Source organism: Microbacterium sediminis (assembly GCF_004564075.1).
GTDB classification, from domain to species: Bacteria; Actinomycetota; Actinomycetes; order Actinomycetales; family Microbacteriaceae; genus Microbacterium; species Microbacterium sediminis.
Genome location: NZ_CP038256.1, coordinates 980,062 through 1,001,824 on the forward strand (window position 1 = coordinate 980,062; position 21,763 = coordinate 1,001,824).

Here is a 21,763-nt window from a genome sequence, read left to right on the forward strand (position 1 = left end):
GACCGTTTTCCGCGTTCGGAGCCGATCTCAGCCCAGGTTGACCGCCATCTCGTTCGGGGCGGCGGGCAGCGCCTCGCTCTCGGCGACGACCTCGCCGGTGGCCAGGTCGACCGCGATCACGCGATCGTTGGCGACATCGGCGATGTAGGCCGTCTCGCCGTCGGTGGTCATCGCCGGGTGCGGCTCCTGCCAGTCGGACGGGCCCTGCCACGGGTCGATGACGGGGTGCGCCGCCGTGATCTCGCCGCTGGCCGGGTCGAGCACGTGGATCGCGCCGTCGGTGCCGAGGATGTAGGCCAGGTCCTCCGGCCCGCGGACGACGCCGCGCCACGTGTACTCGACGCCGTCGAGCTCGACGACCTCGTAGGTGCGGGCGGCCGTGTCGATCAGCGCCACCTCGTGCAGCAGGTAGCCCTCGGCGTCGGGGTCGTGCTTGTAGTCGCCGACGACGATCGGGCTCGTCTCGCTCACGTAGGCGTTGCCCATGCGGCCGTACGCGTCGGGCGCCGTGAACTTCTCGAACGCGCCGTCCTGGTACAGCAGCGCGCCGTTCTCGCAGCCGAAGATGACGGCCTCGTCCTGCGCCGTGCCCTCGCCGTGGATGCCGGGGCACTCGTCCGAGATCGCGATCTCGTCGTAGTGATCGTCGTGCGGCTCCAGCGCGACGGCACCCGAGCGGCTCGTCGCGTCGCCGACGGTCGTCACGAGCGTGCCGTCCTCGAGCACGATCGACACGCCGTGGTGGGCGGCGTCGGCCCGGTGCGTGGTGACCTCCGGCAGCTGTGCGCCTGCGAGCTCGACGAGCGCGTCGGTGTCGAAGATCGTCGTCTCGCCCGTGCCGTCGGCGTACAGCACCGTCTTGCCGCCGTGACGCACCACGTGGCCCGCCGCCTCGGCCGGGAACTCGAGATCGGTCAGCTCGGGCGCCTGCGTGTCGAGCACCTGGAACCCGGTGGAGGTGGTCACGAGCACGTTGCGCCCGTCGCCGACCGCGTTCAGGCGCGTGAACGCCTCGCTGGAGAACTCCTCGACGACCTCGAGCGTCGCGCTGTCGAGCACGAGCACGGAGCCGTCGACCGACACGGCGAGGCGCTCGCTGGGCTCGACGGCCGCGGCCGCGTCGCCGGTGGGCTCCCCGGACGTCGCGCCGCCGGCCTCGCTCGCCGTGCCGCAGCCGGCGAGCAGCAGGAGTGCCGCCACCGATCCGGCCACGGCGAGCGTGGGCTTTCGCAGGGATGTCTTCCTCATGGTGTTTCCTTTCTGGGAATGGTCAGGGGGTCAGGCCGTCGGCGATGAGCCGCGTGTTCGCGCGCATCATGTCGAGGTAGGTCGGGGCGCCGCCGTCGGGCTCGGTGAGCGACTCGGTGAACAGCGAGACGACGTCGACGTCGATGCCCACCTCGCTCGCCAGCACCTGCATGAGGCGGTCGGGCTGCGAGGAGTCGGCGAAGATCGTCGGCACTCCCGTCGTCTCGATCGCCGTGGCGAGCTCCTCGAGGTCGGCCGCGGAGGGCGAGGCGAGGGTGGTGCCGCCGGGCACGGCCGCGCCGACGACGGTGAAGGCGAACCGCTCGGCGAGGTAGCCGAAGACGTGGTGGTTGGTCACGAGCGCGCGGTTCTCGGCCGGAATCGCGGCGAACGCCTCCGTCATCTCGTCGTCCAGCACCGCCAGTTCCGCGCGGTACGCGTCGGCGTTGGCCGCGATCTCGTTCGCGTCGATCCCGTCGATCTCGCCGAGCGCGCGCTCGAGGGCGTCGACGACGTCGACCATGCGGGCGGGGTCCGTCCAGAAGTGCGGATCGGCGGAGCCCTCGGCGTAGTCCACGACGTCGATGTGCTCGCCCGCGACGAAGCGCGCCGCGCCCGCCGTCGCCGCCGTCTCGAGGTGCTGCTCGACGTTCTCCTCGAGCCCGAGGCCGTTCGAGACGAGCAGATCGGCCTCGGCGAGCGAGGCGGCCTCGCGCGCCGAGATCTCGAAGGAGTGCGGGTCGGCATTCGGCTTCATCAGGGTGGTCACCTCGCCGGCGTCGCCGACGAGCGCGGCGGTGACGTCGCCGAGGATGTTCGTGGTCACGACGATGCGCGCGGGCGCGGCGCCGCCGGCGGGCGCGCACCCGGCGAGCGCCGTCGCGGCCAGCGCCGCGAGCGCGACCAGCGCGACGGGGCGGGCGCTCATCGGCCGACCTCGATCGCGAGGGCGTGCGGCAGGGCGAGCTCGCGGGCCACCCGCGCGCCGTCGGCGTAGTCGATCTCGTAGACCACGCCGGCGTCGGGCGCCGCCAGGTACGCGCGCTGCGCGTCGACCGTGAGGGTCGCATCGGCGGAGGCCGTCAGCGGATCGGTGCGGCCGCGCTCGGTGCCGTCGGGGCCGTAGACGCGCACCCGCCCGTCGGCGTCGAGCGCCACGACGTTCTCCGCCGCGTCGTCGGCCGCGACGACCGCGCGCAGCGGCGCGTCGACGGCGACCTCGGTCCAGGCGCGCTCGCGGGTGTCGAGCAGCAAGAACGCGGGGCCGTCCGTCAGCCCGGCCACGGTGGGCCGGTTCTTGCGCCCGGCGAACGCGGTGGCGCGCTCGGCGCCCGCGGGGTAGGCGATGCGCTCGGCCGCGACGCCGTCGCCGTCGGCCGTGACGAGCACGGCGCCGTCGGCGCAGCCGATCACCGTGCCGACGCGGGTGACGATCGAGCCCGAGGGCTCGGCGCAGGCGAACTCGTCGACCCGCGCGCCGGTCTCGTCATACACGATCGCCGAGGCGGTGGCGACGATCGCGAACTCGCCGGCGGGCGCGACGATGCCGGCGGCGGCGCCGGTGTCGACCCGGAAGCGCTCGACGATCTCGCCCTCGCCGAGGGATTCCATGTCGAGCACGACGGCCTCGCCCGAGCCGGCGAAGAACAGCCCCGTCGACGTCGCCGTCGACAGCGGCGGCGTGGTGACCGTGACCGGGCCCTCGCCGGCGATCGAGCCGACGACCGCGGGATCCGCGCGGTAGTAGTGGAAGTGATCGCCGTGGTCCCACGTCCAGGCCCCGCCGTCGACGATGTCGACGCCGTCCTCCGTCGTGACGAAGGCGTAGCGGCCGTCGCTGGCGATCGCCGCGGGGGCGCCGATCGTCCCGACCGCCCGGGTCTCCTCGGTGAGGAGATCGAGCATCGTCACCGACCCGTCGCCGGCGATCGCGAGCAGGCGCGACTGCGCCTCGCTCATCTCGGCGGCGCCCTCGACGGCGCCGTGGCCCGCGGGCTCCGAGCCCGCCGGCGTCGGTGGGGCGCCCGCGGGAGCGGCCGTGCAGCCGGCGAGGATCACCCCCAGCGCGGCGAGGGCGGACAGGGCGGGGACGGTGCGGGTCATGCGGCGACGCTTTCGCTGATCGGGGACGGGGAATGCGGGGCGGTGCGCTCGCGCGCGCGGGAGATCCCCGCCCGGGCGAGCGCCGAGAGGCCGGCGAGCACGATCGCGGCGAAGGCGATGCTCGGCCCGGCGGCGGTGGCGGCGTACCACGACACGAGCAGCCCCGACACGACGGCGGCGACGCCGAAGGCGGCCGCGAGCGCCATGGTGGAGGGGATCGACCGGGTCCAGCGGCCGGCGGCGACGGCCGGGGCCAGCAGCATGCCGACCACGAGCAGCGAGCCCACCGCCTGATACGAGGTGACGATCGCGAGGGTCACGAGCCCGGTCAGCAGCACCTGCGCGAGCTGCGGGCGCAGCCCGAGGGTCTGGGCGACGCGCGGGTCGAAGGCGGCCGCGACGAACGCGCGGTGGAACCTCGCGGCGATGGCCGTCGTCGCCGCGAGCGCCGCCGCGAGCAGGGCGATGTCGCCCCAGCCGATCGCGAGGACGTCGCCGAAGAGCATGACGGTGGCGTCGGTGGCGAAGCTGCGCGCGTGCGACACGATGATGACACCGAGCGAGAGCATGCCCACGAACAGCAGCCCGATGCTCGTGTCGTACGAGAGTCGGCCGCGGCGCTGCAGCAGGCCGATGGCGGCGCTCATGCCGGCCGCGCTGACGGCGCCGCCCACGAGCGGCGGCAGGCCGAGCAGCGTGGCGATCGCGACGCCCGGCAGCATGCCGTGTCCGATCGCCTCGCCGAGGAACGCCATGCCGCGCGTGACGACCCACGTGCCGACGATCGCGCACACGCCCGCCACGAGGACGCCGCCCAGGAGGGCGCGCACCATGAACTCGGCGGCGAAGGGGGACAGGAGCAGAGACACGAGTCGAGACCCTACATGGAAATGAGAACGGTTATCAAATAGGGTGGAGAGCGTGTCCTGTCTTCTCTGCGCCACCGGCATCTGTTTCGCCTACGACGACGTCGACGTGCTCCACGAGGTCGACGTCGCGCTGGACGCGGGCCGCCTCACCGCGATCGTCGGGGCCAACGGATCCGGAAAGTCCACGCTCGTCGAGGTGCTCGCCGGCGTGCGCGCGCCCCGTGCCGGCACAGTCGACCGCCGCGGCGACGTGGCCCTCATCGTGCAGCGGGTCCGCATCCCCGAGACCCTGCCGTTGACCGTGCGCGAGACCGTCGCGATGGGCACGTGGGGGCGCCGGCGCCCGCGCCGCCTCGCCGAGGCGCTCACCGACGAGGCGCTCGAGCGGGTCGGCCTGGCCGCCCTGGGGAGGCGATCGATCCACGCCCTCTCGGGAGGGCAGCGGCAGCGGGCGCTCATCGCGCAGGGCATCGCGCGCGAGGCGGAGATCCTGCTGCTGGACGAGCCAGCCGCCGGCCTGGATGCCGACAGCCGCGAGCGCACGCGCGAGATCCTCGCCGCGGAGGCGCGCCGCGGCCGCGCCATCGGCTGGGTCACCCACGACGAGGAGGACGTCGCCCGCGCAGACGCCGTCGTGCGCCTCGAGGTCGGCCGGCTCGTCGCCTGAGCCGCCCGGCGATCAGCCGTCGAGCTGCTCGCCGAGCTCCAGCCAGCGCTCCTCCAGCTCGGCGGTCTCGGCCTCGAGCGCGCGCAGCGCGTCGTTGAGGGCCGAGAGCCCGGCGAAGTCGGAGCTGTCGTGCGCGGCCATGTCGGCGTGGATCGCGGCGATCCGCTGCTGCAGGGTCTGCAGCTTGCGATCGATCGAGGCGAGCTCCTTCTCGGCCGCGCGGCGCTCGGCGCCGGTGAGGCCCGCGGGGGCCGCGGCGGCGGGTGCGGAGGCGACGGCGCGGGCGCCCTCGGCAGCCGATCGCGGCGCCGCGGCCTGGGCGGCGCGCAGCCGCAGGTACTCCTCGACGCCGCCGGGCAGGTGGCGGAACCGGCCGTCGAGCACGGCGTACTGCTGGTCGGTCACGCGCTCGAGCAGGTAGCGATCGTGCGAGACCACCAGCAGCGTGCCCGGCCACGAGTCGAGCAGATCCTCCATCGCGGCCAGCATGTCGGTGTCGAGGTCGTTGCTCGGCTCGTCGAGGATCAGCACGTTGGGCTCGTTCAGCAGCACGAGCAGCAGCTGGAGGCGGCGCTTCTGCCCGCCGGAGAGGTCCTTCACGGGCGTCGACAGCTCGGACGAGCGGAAGCCCAGCCGCTCGAGCAGCTGCGCGGGGGTGAGCTCCTTGCCGCCCGAGACGTACGTCGAGCGCTGCTCGGCGAGGATCTCGCGCACGCGGCGGTCCATCACCGCGTCGAGCTCCGCCAGCCGCTGGTCGAGGTATGCCACCCGCACGGTCTTGCCGCGCTTGACCCGGCCGCTCGTGGGCTCCACGGTGCCGGCGACCAGGCCCAGCAGCGTGGACTTGCCGGCGCCGTTGGGGCCGAGGATGCCGGTGCGCTCGCCCGGCGCGATGCGCCACTCCACGTCGCGCAGGATCTCGCGCCCGTCGTAGCTCACGCCCGCGTCGAGCAGATCGACGACGTCCTTGCCGAGGCGGGCCGTGGCCAGCTGCGCGAGCTGCACCGAGTCGCGCACGGGCGGCTCGTCCTCGATGAGCTGGTTGGCCGCCTCGATCCGGAACTTGGGCTTCGAGGTGCGGGCGGGCGCGCCGCGGCGCAGCCACGCGAGCTCCTTGCGCATGAGGTTCTGGCGCTTCTCCTCGGCCACCGCGGCCTGCCGCTGGCGCTCGACGCGCTGCAGCACGTACGCCGCGTAGCCGCCCTCGAACGGGTCGACGATGCCGTCGTGCACCTCCCACATCCGCGTGCAGACCGCGTCGAGGAACCAGCGATCGTGCGTCACGAGCAGCAGCGCGCCGGTGTTCGCCGCCCAGCGCGTGCGCAGGTGCTCGGCGAGCCAGGCGATGCCCTCCACGTCGAGGTGGTTGGTCGGCTCGTCGAGCGCGATGACGTCCCAGTCCTGCACGAGCAGCCGGGCCAGCGCCACGCGGCGGCGCTGGCCGCCCGAGAGCGTCGACACGCCGGCCTCGAGATCGAGATCCGCCGTCAGGCCCGAGAGGACGTCGCGGATGCGCGCATCGCCGCGCCACTCGTGCTCGGGGGCGTCGCCGACGATCGCGTGGCGCACGGTGTCGCTCTCGGTGAGCTCGTCGGTCTGCGCGAGCATGCCGACCCGCAGGCCGCCCCGGCGGGTCACGCGGCCGTCGTCGGGCTCGGCGCGCCCGGTGAGGATGCGCATGAGCGTGGACTTGCCGTCGCCGTTGCGCCCCACGATGCCCACGCGGTCGCCGTCGGCGACCCCCACGGTCACCCCGTCGAGGATCACCTTCGCGGGGAACTCGATGCGGAGGTTCTCGCCGCCCAGCAGGTGTGCCATCAGGTCAAGCGTAAGCGGTGTGGCAAACGAGGAATGCCCCGTCCGATGGACCGGAACCACCCCCACGCGCATCGCGCCTAGTGGCGAGTTCGACCGAGACATCGCAAGAAGCGATGAAGCTGCGGTCAGCTGCCAGCAAGGATGGTCTCCAACCGCTCAACGATCGGCTGCCAGTACGTCCACTCATCCTGAATGGTCCGCTGGCCCGGTCTCCCTTTCCCGCTGAAGCGATGCCTGTCAGCGTCGCGCGTCAAGAACACCAAGTCCCCCTGGAGTCTCACGACGCCTTGAGCTTGGAGAAATGCCAGAACCTCATGCAGCTTTTCGGCTTTGACTGGCTGGCGACCTTGCAACTTCATGAAGAACGTTGCGCGCCCATCATCGTGACCGTGAGTGCGGGCCAGGTTCTGAAGTTTGCTGAGGAAACGGATGCTTCGCGACTGAGGATCGATGGTCTCCTCTTCTTCGAGTGAATCGCGATAGTCGATCCAGGGAAAAACCAGCGGGACATTGTCGTCAACGACTAGCTCGAAGGCGTCAGTGCTTGGGGCTACCGAGACCAGCGCAGGCAGTGTGAGATCAGTTCCGGTGACCTCGAACCGAATGTCGGCCGTCTCATCCGCGCCCGCGCTGGTCGTTCTCGCGAATCGGGCTTCGTTTCCCTCAATGCGAAGCGACTCGCACCTGATGTAGAGGTCTGGCCCGATCATCCTCCCGCTGTCCAGCGAAGGAATGCGTATGCCTCCCGAGGTTGATATCGTGAGCGACTCGAGAGGGCCGATCAGCGAAACATGGTCAGGATCAGTCGGAATGAGCGTGAAGTCGAGGGAAAGTTGCCCACTTGGTCGCGTAACTTCCATTCGTCCGACGAGCTCAAGCTCTTCACCGTCAGATGCCGTCACTGTTGCTGCACTTCCGACGGATTCGCCCGCAAGGATGGAGGAGTGGAGCGCGGCGAACTGAGTCTCGTCGACGAGAATATTCGCTCCGCCAGCCACAGCCGACACGAGGTCGAAGAGCAGACCTGAACTGTTGCCCACCTCCAGCAGGGTGCCTGACGGGAGTCCCTTATCTAGGTGATCGGCGGCGGCGAAAGCCGCAAAAACCACGCTCGCCCAGTTCTCCTCCGACCGAAATGGGTGCTGATCGAGGAAGGTCCGGAGTTGCTTTCGGTACTCGAGCCTCGTGGCGGGATCGGCAATTGCAGCCAGCGAGGGCTCGGGGGTTCCTGCTAGGGCGTGTCTCCCAATAGGCGTTGCCAGGTGAGGATCGCGCAGAGGGTGACGCCGGCACGGTAGGTGATCGCGAGCTTGTCGTAGCGCGTCGCGATGCCGCGCCACTGCTTGGCGAGGGCGAAGAACCGCTCGACGACGTTGCGGCCCTTGTAGGCGGCGGCGTCGAGCCCGGGTGGCCTGCCACCCTTGCTGCCGCGCCGTTTCCGGGCGGCGGCCTGGTCGCGCTTGTCGGGGATGACGGCCTTGATCCCGCGGCGGCGCAGTTCGGTGCGGATCACGCCGGTCGCGTAGGCGCGGTCCGCGATCACCGCCTCGGGCCGGGTGCGCGGCCTGCCTCTCCCGTGCCGGGGGACGTGGATCTGAGCGAGCACCTCGGCGAGCATGGCGCCGTCGTTACGCTGCCCGCCGGTGACGATCATCGCCAACGGTCGGCCGTGCCCGTCGACGGCCTGATGGATCTTCGTCGTCAGCCCGCCGCGGGAGCGGCCGATGCCGTGACCGGGCGGCTCAATCTCGTGCCAGGGCAGATTCTTGTGATTCGATCCCGCCCCCTGTGTCCTGCTCCGGGCGGGTGGTGTTCGTCGCGTGCTGATGCGCACGCGCGATCGTCGCGTCCACCGACACCGCCCAGTCGATCTTCCCCGCCGCGTCCGCCTCCGCGAGAATCCGCGTCAGCACACGGTCCCAGGTGCCGTCCCCCGCATAACGGCGGTGCCGCTTCCACACCGTCTGCCACGGCCCGAACTCATCGCGAGGCAGATCACGCCACGGGATCCCCGTGCGAAACCGGTACGCGATGCCCTCCACGACCCGACGGTTGTCGCCGAACGGGTGACCGCGACGCCCCTCGTTCGACGGCAGCAACGGCTCGATCCGCTCCCACTGCTCATCCGTGAATACCCGATACCGCGAACCCGTCGACCTCACCCGACCAGACTGCCGCGAGCCTCACTCTCCATATGGGAGACACGCCCTAGGTCGTGCCATAGCCACTCGACCTGTTCCTTGGGGGTGTAAACGGCGTCGGCCGCAAGGCCCAAGTCAGCCGCGAGTTGCGCAAGCTTGCTCTGGTCACGCTCCAGTAGCCCGTGCAGGATGCCACGAAGGACCTCGATGTGTCGGGATCCGCTCGTGCTCGAGGCGAATTCCTGAGCAAGTTTGTAGTGATTTTGCTCGTCCAGCAAGACAGTGGCGACAGCGTCAAGGACCGGCGCGTACCCGACGAATGTTTCCGCCGTGCCGTCATCGACAGATCCCGCGAGTGCGGCGAGTAGAGCGTCGCGGGCGTGCGTGTAATACGGACCATCGACTGACGCTGACCTATCTCGCTCTTGCACGCGGCCATCAATATATCTCTTCTGCGATGCCGTCGGGAAGTGTGACACCTCCAGCCACGCTATGGTCCGTCCGTCATCGGCGAGTTTGAGCCATACCTCTTCGAGGGTGCGGTCGCGTCCAAACAGGATCAGTGTGAGGCCGCGGGCGCCCGCCTCGGAAATCGCCTCAATAAACTCATCCCAAGACTGTGCCGAGACGCGCGCTCTCGCCTCATCGAGCGAGTCAATAAGGACGGTGGCTCGTGGGCGCGAGCCAAGCTCACCTATCGCGTCGACGGTTCCGCAATAGGAGCTCAGCGCAAGGGGCAAGGCAGCCTTGCCAACCGCAGCGTCCTTCTCGAGTCGCCAGAGCGGCGCCTCCAGCCGCGAAGCGAGTTCAGTGGCAGTCCGAGACTTGCCTGCTGCGCCGCGAGCCGAGACGAGTATGACCTCCGCCTCGAGATCGTTCATGCCTTCCTTTGCGACCAGTATGGGGTCTACGAAGAACCCCGGGTCCGCTGGGATGGAGAACGCATCCGTTCCGTTGCCGGGGAAGCCTGACCCCTGCAGAGCGCCGACGAGTTCGGCGAAGGCAATTTCGATCACCCGCTTAGCTTGCCAGGTTCGGTGACATATACGGGGCGCGGCGCCTCGGATGTACGTGGATCAATCAGACGAAGTCACGAACTCGCAGATTCCTGCCCAACGGGATCTCTCGGGAATGTGCGCACGACGAGCTCATGTTCGACGAACCTCCTTGCGCCACGTTGCTCTGGTGCGATTCGATCGGAGCGCGGCGATTGCTCGGTCGATGGAGGATCGAGGAGAGCGCGGCTGGGACGGCCGCCGTAACCCGGCAGGGCCGACGGATCGCGGATTCAGGCCTCGGTCTCGAAGCTCAGGGCAAGGTGTCGCAGCAGGGCCGCCAGGCGCGTGCGCTCGGCGGGGGAGAGCTCGCGCAGCAGCTCGGCCTCCGCGTCCATGAGGCGCGTGATCGCGGCGTCGACGCGGATCCGCCCCTCCTCCGCGAGCGTGACGAGCACGCTGCGGCCGTCCTCGGGATCGGCCTCGCGGTGGACGAGCCCGCGCTGGACGAGCTTGTCGATCCGGTTCGTCATGGTGCCGCTGGAGACCAGCGTCTGCTGGAGCAGCTGCTTGGGGCTCAGCTGATACGGCTCGCCCGCTCGGCGCAGCGCCGAGAGCACGTCCCACTCCCACGGCTCGATGTCGGTGCGGTCGAACGCGTCGCGCCGCGCGCGGTCCAGGTGGCGCGAGAGGCGATCGACGCGCGAGAGCACTTCCATGGGCGAGAAATCCAGATCGCTGCGCTGGGCGCGCCACGCGTCGACGATCCGGTCGACCTCGTCAGTGGCACCCATCCGTCCATTATCGCGCGTGAGAGGATGAATGCTCAGCGGCCCCGGGCTCCCGCGCGGTCGCGGTCCGCCATGGTGTAACGGCAGCACGACAGCCTTTGGAGCTGTGAGGACCAGGTTCGAATCCTGGTGGCGGAGCATGATGCACGAGAATCTCGCGATCGTCGTCCTCGCCGCGGGCGCCGGGACGCGCATGAAGTCGAAGACGCCCAAGGTGCTGCATCGGATCGGCGGGCGCCCGCTCGTCGGGCACGTGCTGCACACAGCCGAGGCGCTGGGGGCCCAGGTGATCGAGGTCGTGGTGCGCCACGAGCGCGACCGCGTGGTCGAGACGGTCTCGGGCTTCCCGGGCGTCACGATCGTCGATCAGGACGAGCTGCCCGGCACGGGTCGCGCGGTGCAGCTGGCCGTCGACGCGCTGCCGGGCGACTTCGACGGCGACGTGCTCGTGCTCTCGGGCGATGTGCCGCTGCTCGACGCCGACGCGCTCTCGGCGCTGATCGCCGAGCACCGCGCCGCCCGCGCGGAGGCGACGGTGCTCAGCGCCACGCTCGACGATGCCACCGGGTACGGCCGCATCGTGCGCGGCGCCGACGGCGGCGTGGAGCGGATCGTCGAGCACCGCGACGCCTCCGACGAGGAGCGGGCGATCAACGAGATCAACGCCGGCGTCTACGTCTTCCGCGCCGCGGGCCTGCGCGAGACGCTGCCGCGGCTGGCGGCCGACAACGCCCAGTCCGAGCTGTACCTCACCGACGTCGTCCGCCTGCTGCGCGAGGCCGGGCGCGCCGTCGCGGCCAGCGTCGCGGCCGACGCGCGCGTGGCACTGGGCGTGAACGACCGCGCGCAGCTGTCCGAGGCGGCCCGGATCCTCAACGACCGCATCGTGCGGCGTTGGCAGCTCGAGGGCGTGACGATCCAGGATCCCGCCACGACGTGGATCGACGACACCGTCACGCTGGCGCCCGACGTGACGATCCTGCCCAACACGCACCTCGTCGGCGCGACGATCGTGGCCGAGGGCGCGACGATCGGTCCCGACACGTCGCTGACCGACTGCGAGGTGGGGGAGGACGCCGTGATCCGCCGCTCCGACGCCACCCTCGCGGTGTTCGGCCCCCGCAGCACGGTGGGCCCGTTCGCCTACGTGCGCGCCGGCACCACGCTCGGCGAGGGCGGCAAGATCGGCACCTTCGTCGAGAGCAAGAACTCGCAGATCGGCGACGGCAGCAAGGTGCCGCACCTGTCCTACGTGGGCGATGCGACGATCGGCAAGCACGTGAATCTGGGCGCGAGCACGATCACCGCGAACTACGACGATGTGAACAAGCACCGCACGGTCATCGAGGACCACGTGCACACCGGCACGCATAACGATCTGGTGGCGCCCGTTAGACTGGGAGCCGGCGCGAAGACGGGTGCAGGAGCGGTCATCCGCAAGGATGTCCCGGCCGGTGCACTCGCCCTCAGCGTGGCACCCCAGCGCAACGTCGCGGGGTGGGTCGAGACGAATCGAGCGGGTACCGCAGCGGCCGATGCCGCCCGCGAGGCACGCGAAACAGAAGAGGCAGCCCGTGGCGCAGAAGAAGAAGGTTGAACTCGACCGCGATCGCGGGATCGCTCCGGGAGTCGTCGCCAAGACGAAGAAGCGCCTGGTCGTCGTCACCGGGCGCGCGCACCCCGAGCTGGCCCAGGCGGTCGCCGGCCACCTCGGCATCGAGGTGGCGCCGACCGAGCACCGCACCTTCGCATCGGGCGAGATCTACACGCGCTTCGAGGTCTCGATGCGCGGCACCGACGTCTTCCTGATCCAGTCGTTCGGCCAGAACGTGAACGAGGATCTCATGGAGATGCTCATCATGCTCGACGCGCTCAAGCGCGCCTCGGCCAAGCGCGTGACCGTCGTCGTGCCGTACTACCCGTACTCGCGCCAGGACAAGAAGGGTCGCGGCCGCGAGCCGATCTCGGCCCGCCTCATCACCGACCTCATCGCCACCGCCGGCGCCGACCGCATCATGAGCGTCGACCTGCACGCCTCGCAGATCCAGGGCTTCTTCGACGGCCCCGTCGATCACCTCTTCGCCAAGCCGGTGCTGCTGAACCACTTCATCGAGACGCTCGACGCCGACGACCGCGAGACCCTCACGGTCGTCTCGCCCGACATGGGCCGCGTGCGCGTGGCCGACCAGTGGTCGGACTCGCTCAACGCGCCCCTCGCGATCATCCACAAGCGCCGCGACCCGAAGGTCGCCAACCAGGTGACCGTGCACGAGATCGTCGGCGAGGTCTCCGGCCGCACCTGCCTGCTGGTGGACGACATGATCGACACCGCCGGCACCATCGTCAAGGCCGCGCAGGCCCTCAAGGCCAGCGGCGCGCGCAAGGTGATCGTGGGCGCGACGCACGCCATCTTCAGCGACCCGGCCTCGGAGCGGCTGCAGGACGATGCGATCGACCGCGTGGTCGTGACCGACACGGTGCCGGTGCCGCCGGAGCGCCGCTTCGACAAGCTCACGGTGCTCTCGAGCGCCCCGCTGCTCGCCCGCGCGATCCGCGAGGTCTTCGACGACGGCTCCGTGACGAGCATGTTCGACGGCGCCGCCTGACTCAGGCCGGGGCGGACCGGGACGTTGCGCCGTGTGCCCTGGCTGCGCGGGTGCGGCGGGTGCGGCGCGTAGGCCGTCCGTCGGCCGTTTCGCGCGCTTGAGCGGAGATCCGCGTTCGGACGGTGGAATGGGCGGGTTTCCGTCCGCACGTGCGCGGATGTCCGCTGTTGTGTGTGCGCGATCCTTGCGAGTGCGTGGTCTCGCCCGCTCGGCTGCGGGTGTCCGCTCCTTCCTCGTGCGGCACCTGCGGGCGCCGGTCTTGCGCGCCGCCTCTCCGCGGCGCCGTCCGTCGGCCGTTTCGCGCGCTTGAGCGGAGATCCGCGCCTCGGCGGTGGGATGGGCGGGTTTCCGTCCGCCCGTGCGCGGATGTCCGCTGTTGTGCGTGCGCGATCCTTGCGAGTGCGCGGTCTCGCCCGCTCGGCTGCGGGTGTCCGGTCCTCCTCGTGCGGCACCTGCGGGCGCCGGTCTTGCGCGCCGCCTCTCCGCGGCGCCGTCCGTCGGCCCTTTCGCGCGCTTGAGCGGAGATCCACGCCACGGCGGTGGGATGGGCGGGTTTCCGTCCGCCCGTGCCCGAATGTCCGCTGCTGTGCGTGCAGGGACCTGCGCAATGCGGCCTCGCGCGGGGTTCACCGGTTCCGTCGGCCAGGTGCCGCACGCGGGCTGCGATCCGCGCGGCGACGGGCGGATGCGCCGGCTTTCGTCGGTCGGGGTGCGGATGTCCGTCCGCGTGCGGTCGCGCATCCGACCGTGAGCGCCCGGCGCCGTGGGTTCACGCGCGCGGCGCTCGGTGGAGGCCCTGCGCGATTGCGCGGACGATGCGATCCTGCACCGCCGGCCAGTCATCCTCGATCTGCCGGATGCCGATGCGGATCACGTGATAGCCCATGAGCTTGAGGCGCGCGTCGTGCGCGATGTCGGCCTCGCGCTGGGCTCCGACGTGGTGGCCGCCATCGATCTGAATCACGAGCCTGTCGCCGATCAGGATGTCGACGGGGCGGTCCAGCAGCACGACCTGCTGGAGGATCCGCTCCTTGAGCCACCGCAGACGGTCGACGACGATCGTCTCGCCTCCGGAATCCGACAACGTGCTCGCGGACGCCGCGATCTCGCGGGCACGGGGACCGAGCCGGAGCCGACGCATCGCCTCGAGATGGATCACCTTCTTCCGTGCCGCCGACTCCCAGATCGCGAGCGCGTGCTCGCGGGGCAGGCAGTTCGCCACGAGTGCGAGCACGTTCTCGACGGGGTCAATGAGCGCGTGGGGCTGCCTCGGAACCACGGGCTTTGACCAATGGACGATCGCGCGCTCCGCCTCGATCGGCGGTACGCGCGCGTTCGGTCGCGCCGCGACGTGGTGCACGGGAGCGTGCGGAACCCACAGACCGAGCCGCGCGGCCTGCGTGACGCAGGTGACGACGACGCCGGCACGCGCCGCGGTGACGAGCATCGGATCCGCGCGCGGCGTTGCCACCCAGCCGCGGCGGGGCCGCTGCAGAACACCGAGGCGCACGGCGCCGTCGATGTCATACCGGCTGAAACCGCGGCGAATCAGCGCCGACGTCGGCGTCACGTCGCCGAGCTCTCGGACCTCCGAGCTGATGTCCCTCATGCAGCCACCTTGCCGAAGCGGTCCGCCCGTGCGGGGCGGAACCCCGGTGGATGTGGATGGATGTCCGTCGCCGGTGGCCTGTGGACGGGCGACAGGGGACGAGGCGTGCCGCGACACGACATCACCCGGGCGGAGGATCTGCGCTGCTCGGAGGCGATCGGCATCCGGTCGGCCGAATTCGCGGGAATGCCGCCGCCCGAGTGCGAATCCGCTTCCGTGCGCGCGGGAGCTCCTTGCGTGCGAGCGGCCACGTGAGGTGGCACCCCGGGTGGACGCAGACCCGCGCCGGGGCGGAGGATTCCTGCCGTCGGAAGGCGTTTCGCGTTCCGGCGGCCGAATGTGCGCGGAATCAGCCGCCCGAGTGCGAATCCCCTTCCGAGCGCGCGGGAGCTCCTTGCGTGCGAGCGGCCACGTGAGGTGGCACCCCGGGTGGACGCAGACCCGCGCCGGGCGGAGGATTCCTGCCTTCGGGAGGCGTTTCGCGTTCCGGCGGCCGAATGTGCGCGGAATCAGCCGCCCGGGTGCGAATCCCCTTCCGAGCGCGCGGGAGCTCCTTCCGTGCGCGCGGGAGCTCCTTGCGTGCGCGCGGTCACGTGAGGGGAGCCGGGTGGCGGCAGACCCGCGCCGGGGCGGAGGATTCCTGCCTTCGGGAGGCGTTTCGCGTTCCGGCGGCCGAATGTGCGCGGAATCAGCCGCCCGGGTGCGAATCCCCGCCGCGGCGCGCGGGAGCTCCTTCCGTGCGCGCGGGAGCTCCTTGCGTGCGAGCGGCCACGTGAGGCGGCACCCCGGGCGGACACAGACCCGCGCCGGGGCGGAGGATTCCTGCCGCCGGAAGGAGTTTCGCGTTCCGGTGGCCGAATGTGCGCGGAATCCGCCGCCCGGATGCGAATCCCCGCCGCGGCGCGCTGAACGTCCCGCCACAGCGCGCAGAACGCCCGCTACAGCGCGCCGCCCCCTGCCGTGCGCGCAGAACGTCCGCCACAGCGCGCCGCCCCCGCTGCAGCCCGGCCGCCTGCGCGCCGGCGCCGCCCTGCCGCGGCACCGGCCACTCGACGGCGCCGCCTGACTCAGGCCGGGCGGGCCGGGAGGCGCACCTCGAAGGTGGTGTCGCCCGGGGTGCTGCGCACGCCGATCGTGCCGTGATGGGCCTCGACGATCGCCTTGGCGATCGCGAGCCCCAGGCCGGTGCCGCCGGTCTTGCGCGCGCGCGACACGTCGCCGCGCGCGAACCGGGTGAACAGCTCCTGCTGCAGCTCGGGCGAGATGCCGGGGCCGTCGTCGTGGACGGTGAGCACGGCGCGCGTGGCGCCGCCGCTGCCCTCGCGGTGCACGCCGAGCGTCACCTCCGTGCCGGGCGGGGTGTGCGTGCGGGCGTTGGCGAGCAGGTTCAGCACCACCTGGCTGAGCCGCGCGGCGTCGCCCGCCACGATCACCGGCTCCTCGTCGACCTCCACCCGCCAGGCGTGGCCGGGGGCAGCGACTTGCTGATCGGCCAGCGCCTCGACGGCCACCTGGGTGAGGTCGACGGCGTCGACGACGATCTCGGTGCCCTCGTCGAGCCGCGCCAGCAGCAGCAGGTCCTCGACGAGGGAGGTCATCCGGATCGACTGCGCCTGGATGCGCTCGAGCGACTGCTCGGTGGTGTCGCTGAGGGCGGGATCGCGCAGCGACAGCTCCGAGTAGCCCCGGATCGAGGCCAGCGGCGTGCGCAGCTCGTGGCTCGCGTCGGCCACGAAGCGGCGCATGCGGTCCTCGTTGCGCTGGCGCTCGTCCAGCGACGCGTCCACGTGATCCAGGAGCGTGTTCAGGGCGGCGCCCACGCGCCCGATCTCGGTGCGCGGATCGGCCTGCTCCTCGGGCACGCGATCCTCGATCGACACGGATCCGGCGTGCAGCGGCAGCTTCGCCACGCGGGTGGCGGTGTCGGCCACGGCGCGCAGGGGCCGCAGTCCGCGATGGATCACGGCGGTGATCGCCCCGCCGAGCAGCAGCAGGCCGCCGGCGGTGACGACGCCGATCGTCCACAGCATCTCGCCGATCGTCTCGCGGACGTCGGCGGTCGAGACGCCGATCAGGTACACACCGTTCATGACGCGCCCGGGCGCCACGCGGAACTCTCCCTGCCCCTCGACCGTCACGGTCGTGGCGCGCGGGGTCTGGTCGACCCGCACGCCGTCGAGCTGATCGGCATCGAGGGCCTCCACGTGCGGCCCGTCGGTGATCGCCCCGGAGATCGCGCCCGAGGAGCCGGAGATGACGATGAGGATCGTGCCGGGCAGGGTGGGCCGGTTGGCGAGCTGCGAGGCGGCGTCCTGGTTCGGGGTCACCCACGTCACGGCGCTGTCGGCCAGCGACTCGACCTGCTGCGAGAGAGACGACTCGAGCACGCGGCCCAGGACGAAGCTCATCACCGCCGAGACCACCACGAGGATGAGCGCCACGATCGAGAAGACCGTGAGCATGAGCTTGGTCTGGAACTGCATCGGCGGCCGGCCGCGCGCGGGCGCCTCGGCGGTCGCGGGGCGCGGATCCTGCGCGCGGGCGTCGGTCACTGCGGGGCCTTGATCATGTAGCCGGCGCCGCGGATGGTGTGGATGAGCGGCTCGCGGCCCGCGTCGATCTTCTTGCGCAGGTACGAGATGTACAGCTCGACCACGCTGGATCGACCGCCGAAGTCGTACTGCCACACCCGATCGAGGATCTGCGCCTTCGACAGCACGCGGCGCGGGTTGCGCATGAGATAGCGCAGCAGCTCGAACTCCGTCGCGGTCAGCTCGATGGGCTCGCCGGCGCGCTCGACCTCGTGGCTGTCCTCGTTGAGGCTGAGGTCGCCCACGCGCAGGATGGGATCGGCCTCGGCGGCGTGCACCCCGGTGCGGCGCATGAGGGCGCGCAGCCGCGCCACGACCTCCTCGAGGCTGAACGGCTTGGTGACGTAGTCGTCGCCGCCGGCGGTCAGACCTGCCACCCGATCCGAGACGGCGTCCTTCGCGGTGAGGAACAGGATCGGCACATCGTCGCCGGCCTGGCGCAGCCGCTGCATCACGGCCAGGCCGTCGAGGTCGGGCATCATGATGTCGAGCACGATGGCGTCGGGGTCGAACTCCTTGGCGGCGTGCAGCGCCTCGAAGCCGCTGCCGGCGGTGCGCACCGCCCAGCCCTCCATCTTCAGCGCCATCGACAGCAGGTCGGTGAGCATCTGCTCGTCGTCGACGACGAGCACCCGGACGGGCGATCCGTCGGCGCGGGTGAGGGCGGGATGAGCGGCGGTCATGGCTCCCATTCTGCGCGCCGACCTATGCGTTTCCTATGGCGCGAGCTATGCCTCCGCTGTGAGATGCGCGGATCGCGGCGTCCATAGCGTCGCCATAGCCGCGTCATCGGGCTCCCATCACCGCGATTCCTAGCGTCGAAGCCGTCAACCTCGGAAAGGAGCCGAATGTACGGCAGATACCTGCGGCGGGAACTCGCCGGCCGCAAGAAGCAGACGATCATCGTGGCCTCGGGCCTCGCCGTCGCCATCGCCCTCGTGATGGTGGTGGGGGCGCTCTCGAACGGCGTGCGCGATGCGCAGGCCGCGGCGCTGGAATCCGTCTACGGCGTGGGCACCGACCTGACCGTCACGGGCGCCGCGGCGGAGCCGGGGGAGGACGGCGGCCAGCGGTTCGAGTTCGGCGCCGAGGACGGCGCCACCGACGACGAGGGCACCACCCAGGTGAGCCAGTCGCGGCTCACGGTCGAGAGGGGGCGCTCCACGCTGGAGGCGTCGGCCGTCGAGACCGCGCTGTCGACCGACGGCGTCGCGGCAGCCTCGGGCGCGCTCGCCCTCACGAGCATGGAGTTCGACGGGCAGCTGCCCTCGCCGCCGAGCGACGCGAGCGCCGACGCCGACGCTGCGGCGCCCGAGGGCCAGGCGCCGCAGGGCGGCATGGGCGGCGGATTCGGCGGCGGCTCGTTCGAGCTCGACCAGACGAGCGTGCTGGGCGTCGAGCCCGATGCCGCGACGGTCGGGCCGCTCTCGTCGGTGTCGCTGTCGGAGGGCCGGGCCCTCGAGGCGGCGGACGCCGGCGCCTCCGTGGCCGTCGTCGACGCCGCCTACGCCACGACGAACGACCTCGCGGTGGGCGGCACGGTCGAGCTCGGCGGCGAGGAGTTCGAGATCGTCGGGATCGTCGCCTCGGCATCGGATGCCGCCGACACCGCGGCCGACCTGTTCATCCCGCTCGACGTGGCACAGGAGCTCTCCGGCGCCGGCGACGTCGTGTCGACGGTGTACGTGCAGGCGTCCTCCGCGGGCGACATCTCGGCCGTCCAGGAGGCGCTGGCCGCGGAGCTGCCCGACGCCACCGTCAACTCGCAGAGCGACCTGGCCGACACGGTGTCCGGCTCGCTGTCGAGCGCCTCGGCGCTCATCACCAGCCTCGGCATCTGGCTGTCGATCGTCGTGCTCGCGGTCGCCGTGCTGCTGGCGGTCCTGTTCACGATCTCGGGCGTCTCGCGACGCACCCGCGAGTTCGGCACGCTGAAGGCGCTCGGCTGGACCAACGGCCGCGTCGTGCGGCAGGTGGCGGGGGAGTCACTGGCCCAGGGCCTCATCGGCGCCGCGGCCGGCGTCGTGCTCGGCCTGGTGATCACGATCGCGATCGACGTGATCCGGCCGACGGTCTCGACGACGCAGGCGGCCGCGGGCGGTCCCGGCGGCATGGGGCCGGGCGGCATGGCGGCCGGTCAGACCGCCGGCGAGATCGTGCTCAGCGCGCCGCTGAGCCTCGGGATCGTTCTGGCCGCGGTCGGTCTCGCCGTCGCGGGCGGCCTGCTGGCCGGCGTGATCGGCGGCTGGCGCGCCGCTCGCCTCAGCCCCGCCGAAGCTCTGCGTGCGGTCGCCTGACCGCCGCCCTCACCGAAGGAGAACCGACATGACCACTCTCTACGAGCTGCGCGACGTCACGAAGACCTACGCGCAGAAGCAGCGATCCGTCACGCCCCTGAAGGCTGTGGACCTCGAGATCGCCGACGGCGACTTCGTGGCGATCCAGGGCCCCACCGGCGGCGGCAAGTCCACGCTGCTGCAGCTGCTCGGCGCGCTCGACACCCCGACGTCGGGCACCGTGCGCCTGGGCGAGACGGAGCTCTCGCGCGCCGGGCACGCGGTGCTCGGGCGCATCCGCGCGGAGCGCATCGGCTTCGTGTTCCAGGGGTTCAACCTCATTCCGACGCTGACCGCGCGCGACAACGTCGACATGGGGCTCGAGCCGCTGGGCCTGGCCGCCACCGAGCGCGCCCGGCGCGTGACCGAGGCGCTCGAGCAGGTCGGCCTGGCCGATCGCGGCGATCACCTGCCGAGCGAGCTGTCCGGGGGCCAGCAGCAGCGCGTCGCGATCGCCCGCGCGATCGCCAAGCGGCCCGCCGTGCTCCTGGCCGACGAGCCGACCGGCAACCTCGACGAGCAGACCCGCGACGAGATCATGTCGCTCCTGGAGGGGCTGAACGCCGCGGGTCTGACCCTCATCCTCGTCACGCACGATTCCGCCGTCGCGCACCGCGCGCGCCGGCGGCTGCGTCTGGCGAAGGGCACGGTGACCGACATCACGCGGTGACCATCGCGGGCGCGAGGGCGGCGGGCGTTGCGCATCGTCGCCCTCGCGCGGTGGCGCTCAACCGCGGCGGATGAAGTACCAGTTCGCGAGCAGCCAGACGGCCGCCAGGAGCAGGAGCATGGCCGCGCTGATCAGCGAGAACAGGGGATCGTCGACGACGATCGACACGACGAACTGCGCCATCGACGCGAGCAGCGCGGCGACGCCGACCGCGGCGAGCGCCTTTCCGGCCGCCGCGCGATCGCGCTCGTCGGCGAACTCGAGGGCGTTCACGCGCTCCAGGTCGCCCGCACCGCGGCGCCGGGCGAAGGCCGAGGCGAGCGCGCCGAGCACGGCACCCACGATGAGGATGATGCCGGGCGTGACCCGGTCGGCCACGATGAGCCAGATGCCGAACACCGCCATCGCGCCGTAGATGACGGTGTTGAGGATCGAGATGGGCCAGCGGAACCGCTTGCCGGGCTCAGGCGTCGACATCGAAGACCTCCTCGACCGTGGTGCCGAAATAGCGCGCGAGGTGCACGGCGAGCGTGAGGGAGGGGTCGTACCGCCCCGTCTCGATCGCGTTGATCGTCTGCCTCGAGACGCCCACCGCGTCGCCGAGTGCCTGCTGCGACAGGCCGCGATCTCCGCGCAGCTCCCTGACCCTGCTCTGCACGCTCACTCCGTGACTCATATGTAAAGCACACTTGACACCGTCGGAGATGTCAAGCAAGCTTGTCATGTCAAGGCCACTTTACACCTCACGGGAGCCCCTCCATGTACGACGCACTGGTCGCCTTCACCGAGTCCCTTCCCGCCTGGGCACACTGGCTCGGGGTGATGCTCGTCTCCGCCATCCCCTTCGTCGAGTCGTACTTCGGCACGCTCATCGGCGTGCTCGCGGGCGTCCCCACGGTCGTCGCCGTGATCGCCGCGATCATCGGCAACGTCGTCTCGATGCTCGCCTTCGTCTTCGCCGGCGCCGGCGCCCGACGCAAGGTGCTCGCCGGCCGCGGTCCGGGCGAGGGGGAGCCGGAGCTGTCGCCGCGCAAGCAGCGGTTCAAGAAGATGTTCGACCGCTTCGGGGTGCCGGGGGTGAGCCTGCTCGGCCAGACGCTGCTGCCCTCCCAGATCACCTCCGGCCTGATGGTCTCGTTCGGCGCCAGCCGCAACCAGGTGATCTTCTGGCAGATCCTCTCGATCATCATCTGGGCGATCGCCTTCGCCGTCCTCGGCAACCTGGGTCTCGTCGCGCTGCGCTGAGCTCTCGACGTCGCGCGGCCGGTACCCGGGGAGGGCACCGGCCGCGTCGTCGTGACCGGTTCGCGTGTCGGAGG

Annotated in this window: 20 protein-coding genes and 1 tRNA gene; 7 read left to right on the top strand and 14 right to left on the bottom strand. The window is 71.3% G+C overall.

Annotated features, from left to right (window positions below):
• Positions 1-27 precede the first annotated feature (27 nt).
• From aztD to aztB, 4 genes are read right to left on the bottom strand one after another with little or no spacing between them, the layout of a single operon-like run.
• The gene (gene aztD / locus E3O41_RS04630; protein WP_067025967.1) at positions 28-1,248 is read right to left on the bottom strand and encodes a zinc metallochaperone AztD; all 1,221 of its coding nucleotides are present in this window, start codon (positions 1,246-1,248) and stop codon (positions 28-30) included.
• A 22-nt stretch (positions 1,249-1,270) separates the two neighbouring features.
• A complete protein-coding gene (gene aztC, locus E3O41_RS04635; RefSeq protein WP_067025973.1) occupies positions 1,271-2,176 on the bottom strand; it encodes a zinc ABC transporter substrate-binding protein AztC in 906 nt (301 codons plus the stop codon).
• On the bottom strand, positions 2,173-3,351 hold the full coding sequence (locus tag E3O41_RS04640) for a hypothetical protein (RefSeq protein WP_067025975.1): 1,179 nt from the start codon (positions 3,349-3,351) through the stop codon (positions 2,173-2,175). The genes aztC and E3O41_RS04640 overlap by 4 nt, the downstream gene beginning before the upstream one ends.
• A complete protein-coding gene (gene aztB, locus E3O41_RS04645) occupies positions 3,348-4,220 on the bottom strand; it encodes a zinc ABC transporter permease AztB (RefSeq protein WP_067025976.1) in 873 nt (290 codons plus the stop codon). The genes E3O41_RS04640 and aztB overlap by 4 nt, the downstream gene beginning before the upstream one ends.
• 52 nt (positions 4,221-4,272) lie before the next feature.
• Between aztB and aztA the strand changes: the two genes are divergently transcribed.
• Positions 4,273-4,887 (top strand): zinc ABC transporter ATP-binding protein AztA, encoded by a 615-nt coding sequence (aztA, locus tag E3O41_RS04650; RefSeq protein ID WP_067025977.1) that lies wholly within the window; start codon positions 4,273-4,275, stop codon positions 4,885-4,887.
• A 12-nt stretch (positions 4,888-4,899) separates the two neighbouring features.
• Here the strand turns inward: aztA and E3O41_RS04655 are convergent, their stop codons facing one another.
• The 5 genes from E3O41_RS04655 to E3O41_RS04675 all read right to left on the bottom strand — a co-directional run bounded on the left by E3O41_RS04655 (position 4,900) and on the right by E3O41_RS04675 (position 10,635).
• Complete coding sequence (locus E3O41_RS04655) at positions 4,900-6,705, bottom strand: ABC-F family ATP-binding cassette domain-containing protein (protein ID WP_135012090.1); 1,806 nt, start codon at positions 6,703-6,705, stop codon at positions 4,900-4,902.
• A 125-nt stretch (positions 6,706-6,830) separates the two neighbouring features.
• Entirely contained in the window at positions 6,831-7,814 is a 984-nt protein-coding gene (locus E3O41_RS04660; protein ID WP_135012092.1) for a hypothetical protein, read from the bottom strand.
• Positions 7,815-7,936: 122 nt separating this feature from the next.
• Positions 7,937-8,867, bottom strand: a protein-coding gene (locus tag E3O41_RS04665; protein WP_416375843.1) for an IS5 family transposase whose coding sequence is annotated in 2 segments (ribosomal slippage) — positions 7,937-8,491 and positions 8,493-8,867 — 930 coding nt in all. Because the reading frame shifts where the segments join, the coding sequence is not laid out codon by codon here.
• Entirely contained in the window at positions 8,864-9,862 is a 999-nt protein-coding gene (locus E3O41_RS04670) for a hypothetical protein (protein WP_135012094.1), read from the bottom strand. The genes E3O41_RS04665 and E3O41_RS04670 overlap by 4 nt, the downstream gene beginning before the upstream one ends.
• 272 nt (positions 9,863-10,134) lie before the next feature.
• Positions 10,135-10,635 (bottom strand): MarR family winged helix-turn-helix transcriptional regulator, encoded by a 501-nt coding sequence (locus E3O41_RS04675; RefSeq protein WP_067028129.1) that lies wholly within the window; start codon positions 10,633-10,635, stop codon positions 10,135-10,137.
• A 63-nt stretch (positions 10,636-10,698) separates the two neighbouring features.
• Here E3O41_RS04675 and E3O41_RS04680 point away from each other — a divergent pair.
• The 3 genes from E3O41_RS04680 (at position 10,699) to E3O41_RS04690 (ending at position 13,238) form a co-directional block, all read left to right on the top strand.
• Positions 10,699-10,770, top strand: a tRNA-Gln gene (locus E3O41_RS04680).
• A gap of 1 nt (position 10,771) precedes the next feature.
• Positions 10,772-12,229, top strand: a complete 1,458-nt coding sequence (gene glmU, locus E3O41_RS04685; RefSeq protein WP_067028127.1) for a bifunctional UDP-N-acetylglucosamine diphosphorylase/glucosamine-1-phosphate N-acetyltransferase GlmU — start codon at positions 10,772-10,774, stop codon at positions 12,227-12,229.
• Entirely contained in the window at positions 12,207-13,238 is a 1,032-nt protein-coding gene (locus tag E3O41_RS04690; RefSeq protein ID WP_067028126.1) for a ribose-phosphate diphosphokinase, read from the top strand. Before glmU ends, E3O41_RS04690 begins: the two co-directional genes overlap by 23 nt.
• Before the next feature lie 769 nt (positions 13,239-14,007).
• On the opposite strand, the gene E3O41_RS04695 is transcribed toward E3O41_RS04690, so the two are convergent.
• From E3O41_RS04695 to E3O41_RS04705, 3 genes are all read right to left on the bottom strand, one after another.
• Positions 14,008-14,808 carry an endonuclease domain-containing protein gene (locus E3O41_RS04695; RefSeq protein ID WP_240482487.1) on the bottom strand — a complete coding sequence of 267 codons (801 nt, stop codon included), beginning with the start codon at positions 14,806-14,808 and terminating at the stop codon, positions 14,008-14,010.
• A gap of 1,106 nt (positions 14,809-15,914) precedes the next feature.
• Positions 15,915-17,399 carry a sensor histidine kinase gene (locus E3O41_RS04700; protein WP_338060493.1) on the bottom strand — a complete coding sequence of 495 codons (1,485 nt, stop codon included), beginning with the start codon at positions 17,397-17,399 and terminating at the stop codon, positions 15,915-15,917.
• The gene (locus tag E3O41_RS04705; protein ID WP_067028122.1) at positions 17,396-18,121 is read right to left on the bottom strand and encodes a response regulator transcription factor; all 726 of its coding nucleotides are present in this window, start codon (positions 18,119-18,121) and stop codon (positions 17,396-17,398) included. Before E3O41_RS04705 ends, E3O41_RS04700 begins: the two co-directional genes overlap by 4 nt.
• A 165-nt stretch (positions 18,122-18,286) precedes the next feature.
• On the opposite strand from E3O41_RS04705, the gene E3O41_RS04710 reads away from it, so the two are divergent.
• Together E3O41_RS04710 and E3O41_RS04715 are read left to right on the top strand one after the other, a co-directional pair.
• Entirely contained in the window at positions 18,287-19,735 is a 1,449-nt protein-coding gene (locus tag E3O41_RS04710) for an ABC transporter permease (protein ID WP_067028121.1), read from the top strand.
• 28 nt (positions 19,736-19,763) lie between these two features.
• On the top strand, positions 19,764-20,444 hold the full coding sequence (locus E3O41_RS04715) for an ABC transporter ATP-binding protein (protein ID WP_067028119.1): 681 nt from the start codon (positions 19,764-19,766) through the stop codon (positions 20,442-20,444).
• Between the two features lie 57 nt (positions 20,445-20,501).
• Here E3O41_RS04715 and E3O41_RS04720 read toward each other — a convergent pair whose 3' ends face one another.
• Positions 20,502-20,921, bottom strand: a complete 420-nt coding sequence (locus tag E3O41_RS04720) for a hypothetical protein (RefSeq protein WP_067028117.1) — start codon at positions 20,919-20,921, stop codon at positions 20,502-20,504.
• Positions 20,908-21,102 carry a helix-turn-helix transcriptional regulator gene (locus E3O41_RS04725; RefSeq protein WP_173849918.1) on the bottom strand — a complete coding sequence of 65 codons (195 nt, stop codon included), beginning with the start codon at positions 21,100-21,102 and terminating at the stop codon, positions 20,908-20,910. The genes E3O41_RS04720 and E3O41_RS04725 overlap by 14 nt, the downstream gene beginning before the upstream one ends.
• Positions 21,103-21,203: 101 nt before the next feature.
• On the opposite strand from E3O41_RS04725, the gene E3O41_RS04730 reads away from it, so the two are divergent.
• Positions 21,204-21,689 (top strand): hypothetical protein, encoded by a 486-nt coding sequence (locus E3O41_RS04730; protein WP_067028113.1) that lies wholly within the window; start codon positions 21,204-21,206, stop codon positions 21,687-21,689.
• Positions 21,690-21,763: the final 74 nt, after the last annotated feature.

What these genes read in the sequence shown, in the direction of transcription:
- E3O41_RS04640 (WP_067025975.1), bottom strand. Translation starts at nt 3,351, where the DNA reads ATGACCCGCACCGTCCCCGCCCTGTCCGCCCTCGCCGCGCTGGGGGTG.
- aztC (WP_067025973.1), bottom strand. Translation starts at nt 2,176, where the DNA reads ATGAGCGCCCGCCCCGTCGCGCTGGTCGCGCTCGCGGCGCTGGCCGCG.
- E3O41_RS04675 (WP_067028129.1), bottom strand. Translation starts at nt 10,635, where the DNA reads ATGGGTGCCACTGACGAGGTCGACCGGATCGTCGACGCGTGGCGCGCC.
- aztD (WP_067025967.1), bottom strand. Translation starts at nt 1,248, where the DNA reads ATGAGGAAGACATCCCTGCGAAAGCCCACGCTCGCCGTGGCCGGATCG.
- E3O41_RS04730 (WP_067028113.1), top strand. Translation starts at nt 21,204, where the DNA reads ATGTACGACGCACTGGTCGCCTTCACCGAGTCCCTTCCCGCCTGGGCA.
- E3O41_RS04715 (WP_067028119.1), top strand. Translation starts at nt 19,764, where the DNA reads ATGACCACTCTCTACGAGCTGCGCGACGTCACGAAGACCTACGCGCAG.
- E3O41_RS04655 (WP_135012090.1), bottom strand. Translation starts at nt 6,705, where the DNA reads ATGGCACACCTGCTGGGCGGCGAGAACCTCCGCATCGAGTTCCCCGCG.
- E3O41_RS04710 (WP_067028121.1), top strand. Translation starts at nt 18,287, where the DNA reads ATGTACGGCAGATACCTGCGGCGGGAACTCGCCGGCCGCAAGAAGCAG.
- glmU (WP_067028127.1), top strand. Translation starts at nt 10,772, where the DNA reads ATGATGCACGAGAATCTCGCGATCGTCGTCCTCGCCGCGGGCGCCGGG.
- E3O41_RS04705 (WP_067028122.1), bottom strand. Translation starts at nt 18,121, where the DNA reads ATGACCGCCGCTCATCCCGCCCTCACCCGCGCCGACGGATCGCCCGTC.
- E3O41_RS04720 (WP_067028117.1), bottom strand. Translation starts at nt 20,921, where the DNA reads ATGTCGACGCCTGAGCCCGGCAAGCGGTTCCGCTGGCCCATCTCGATC.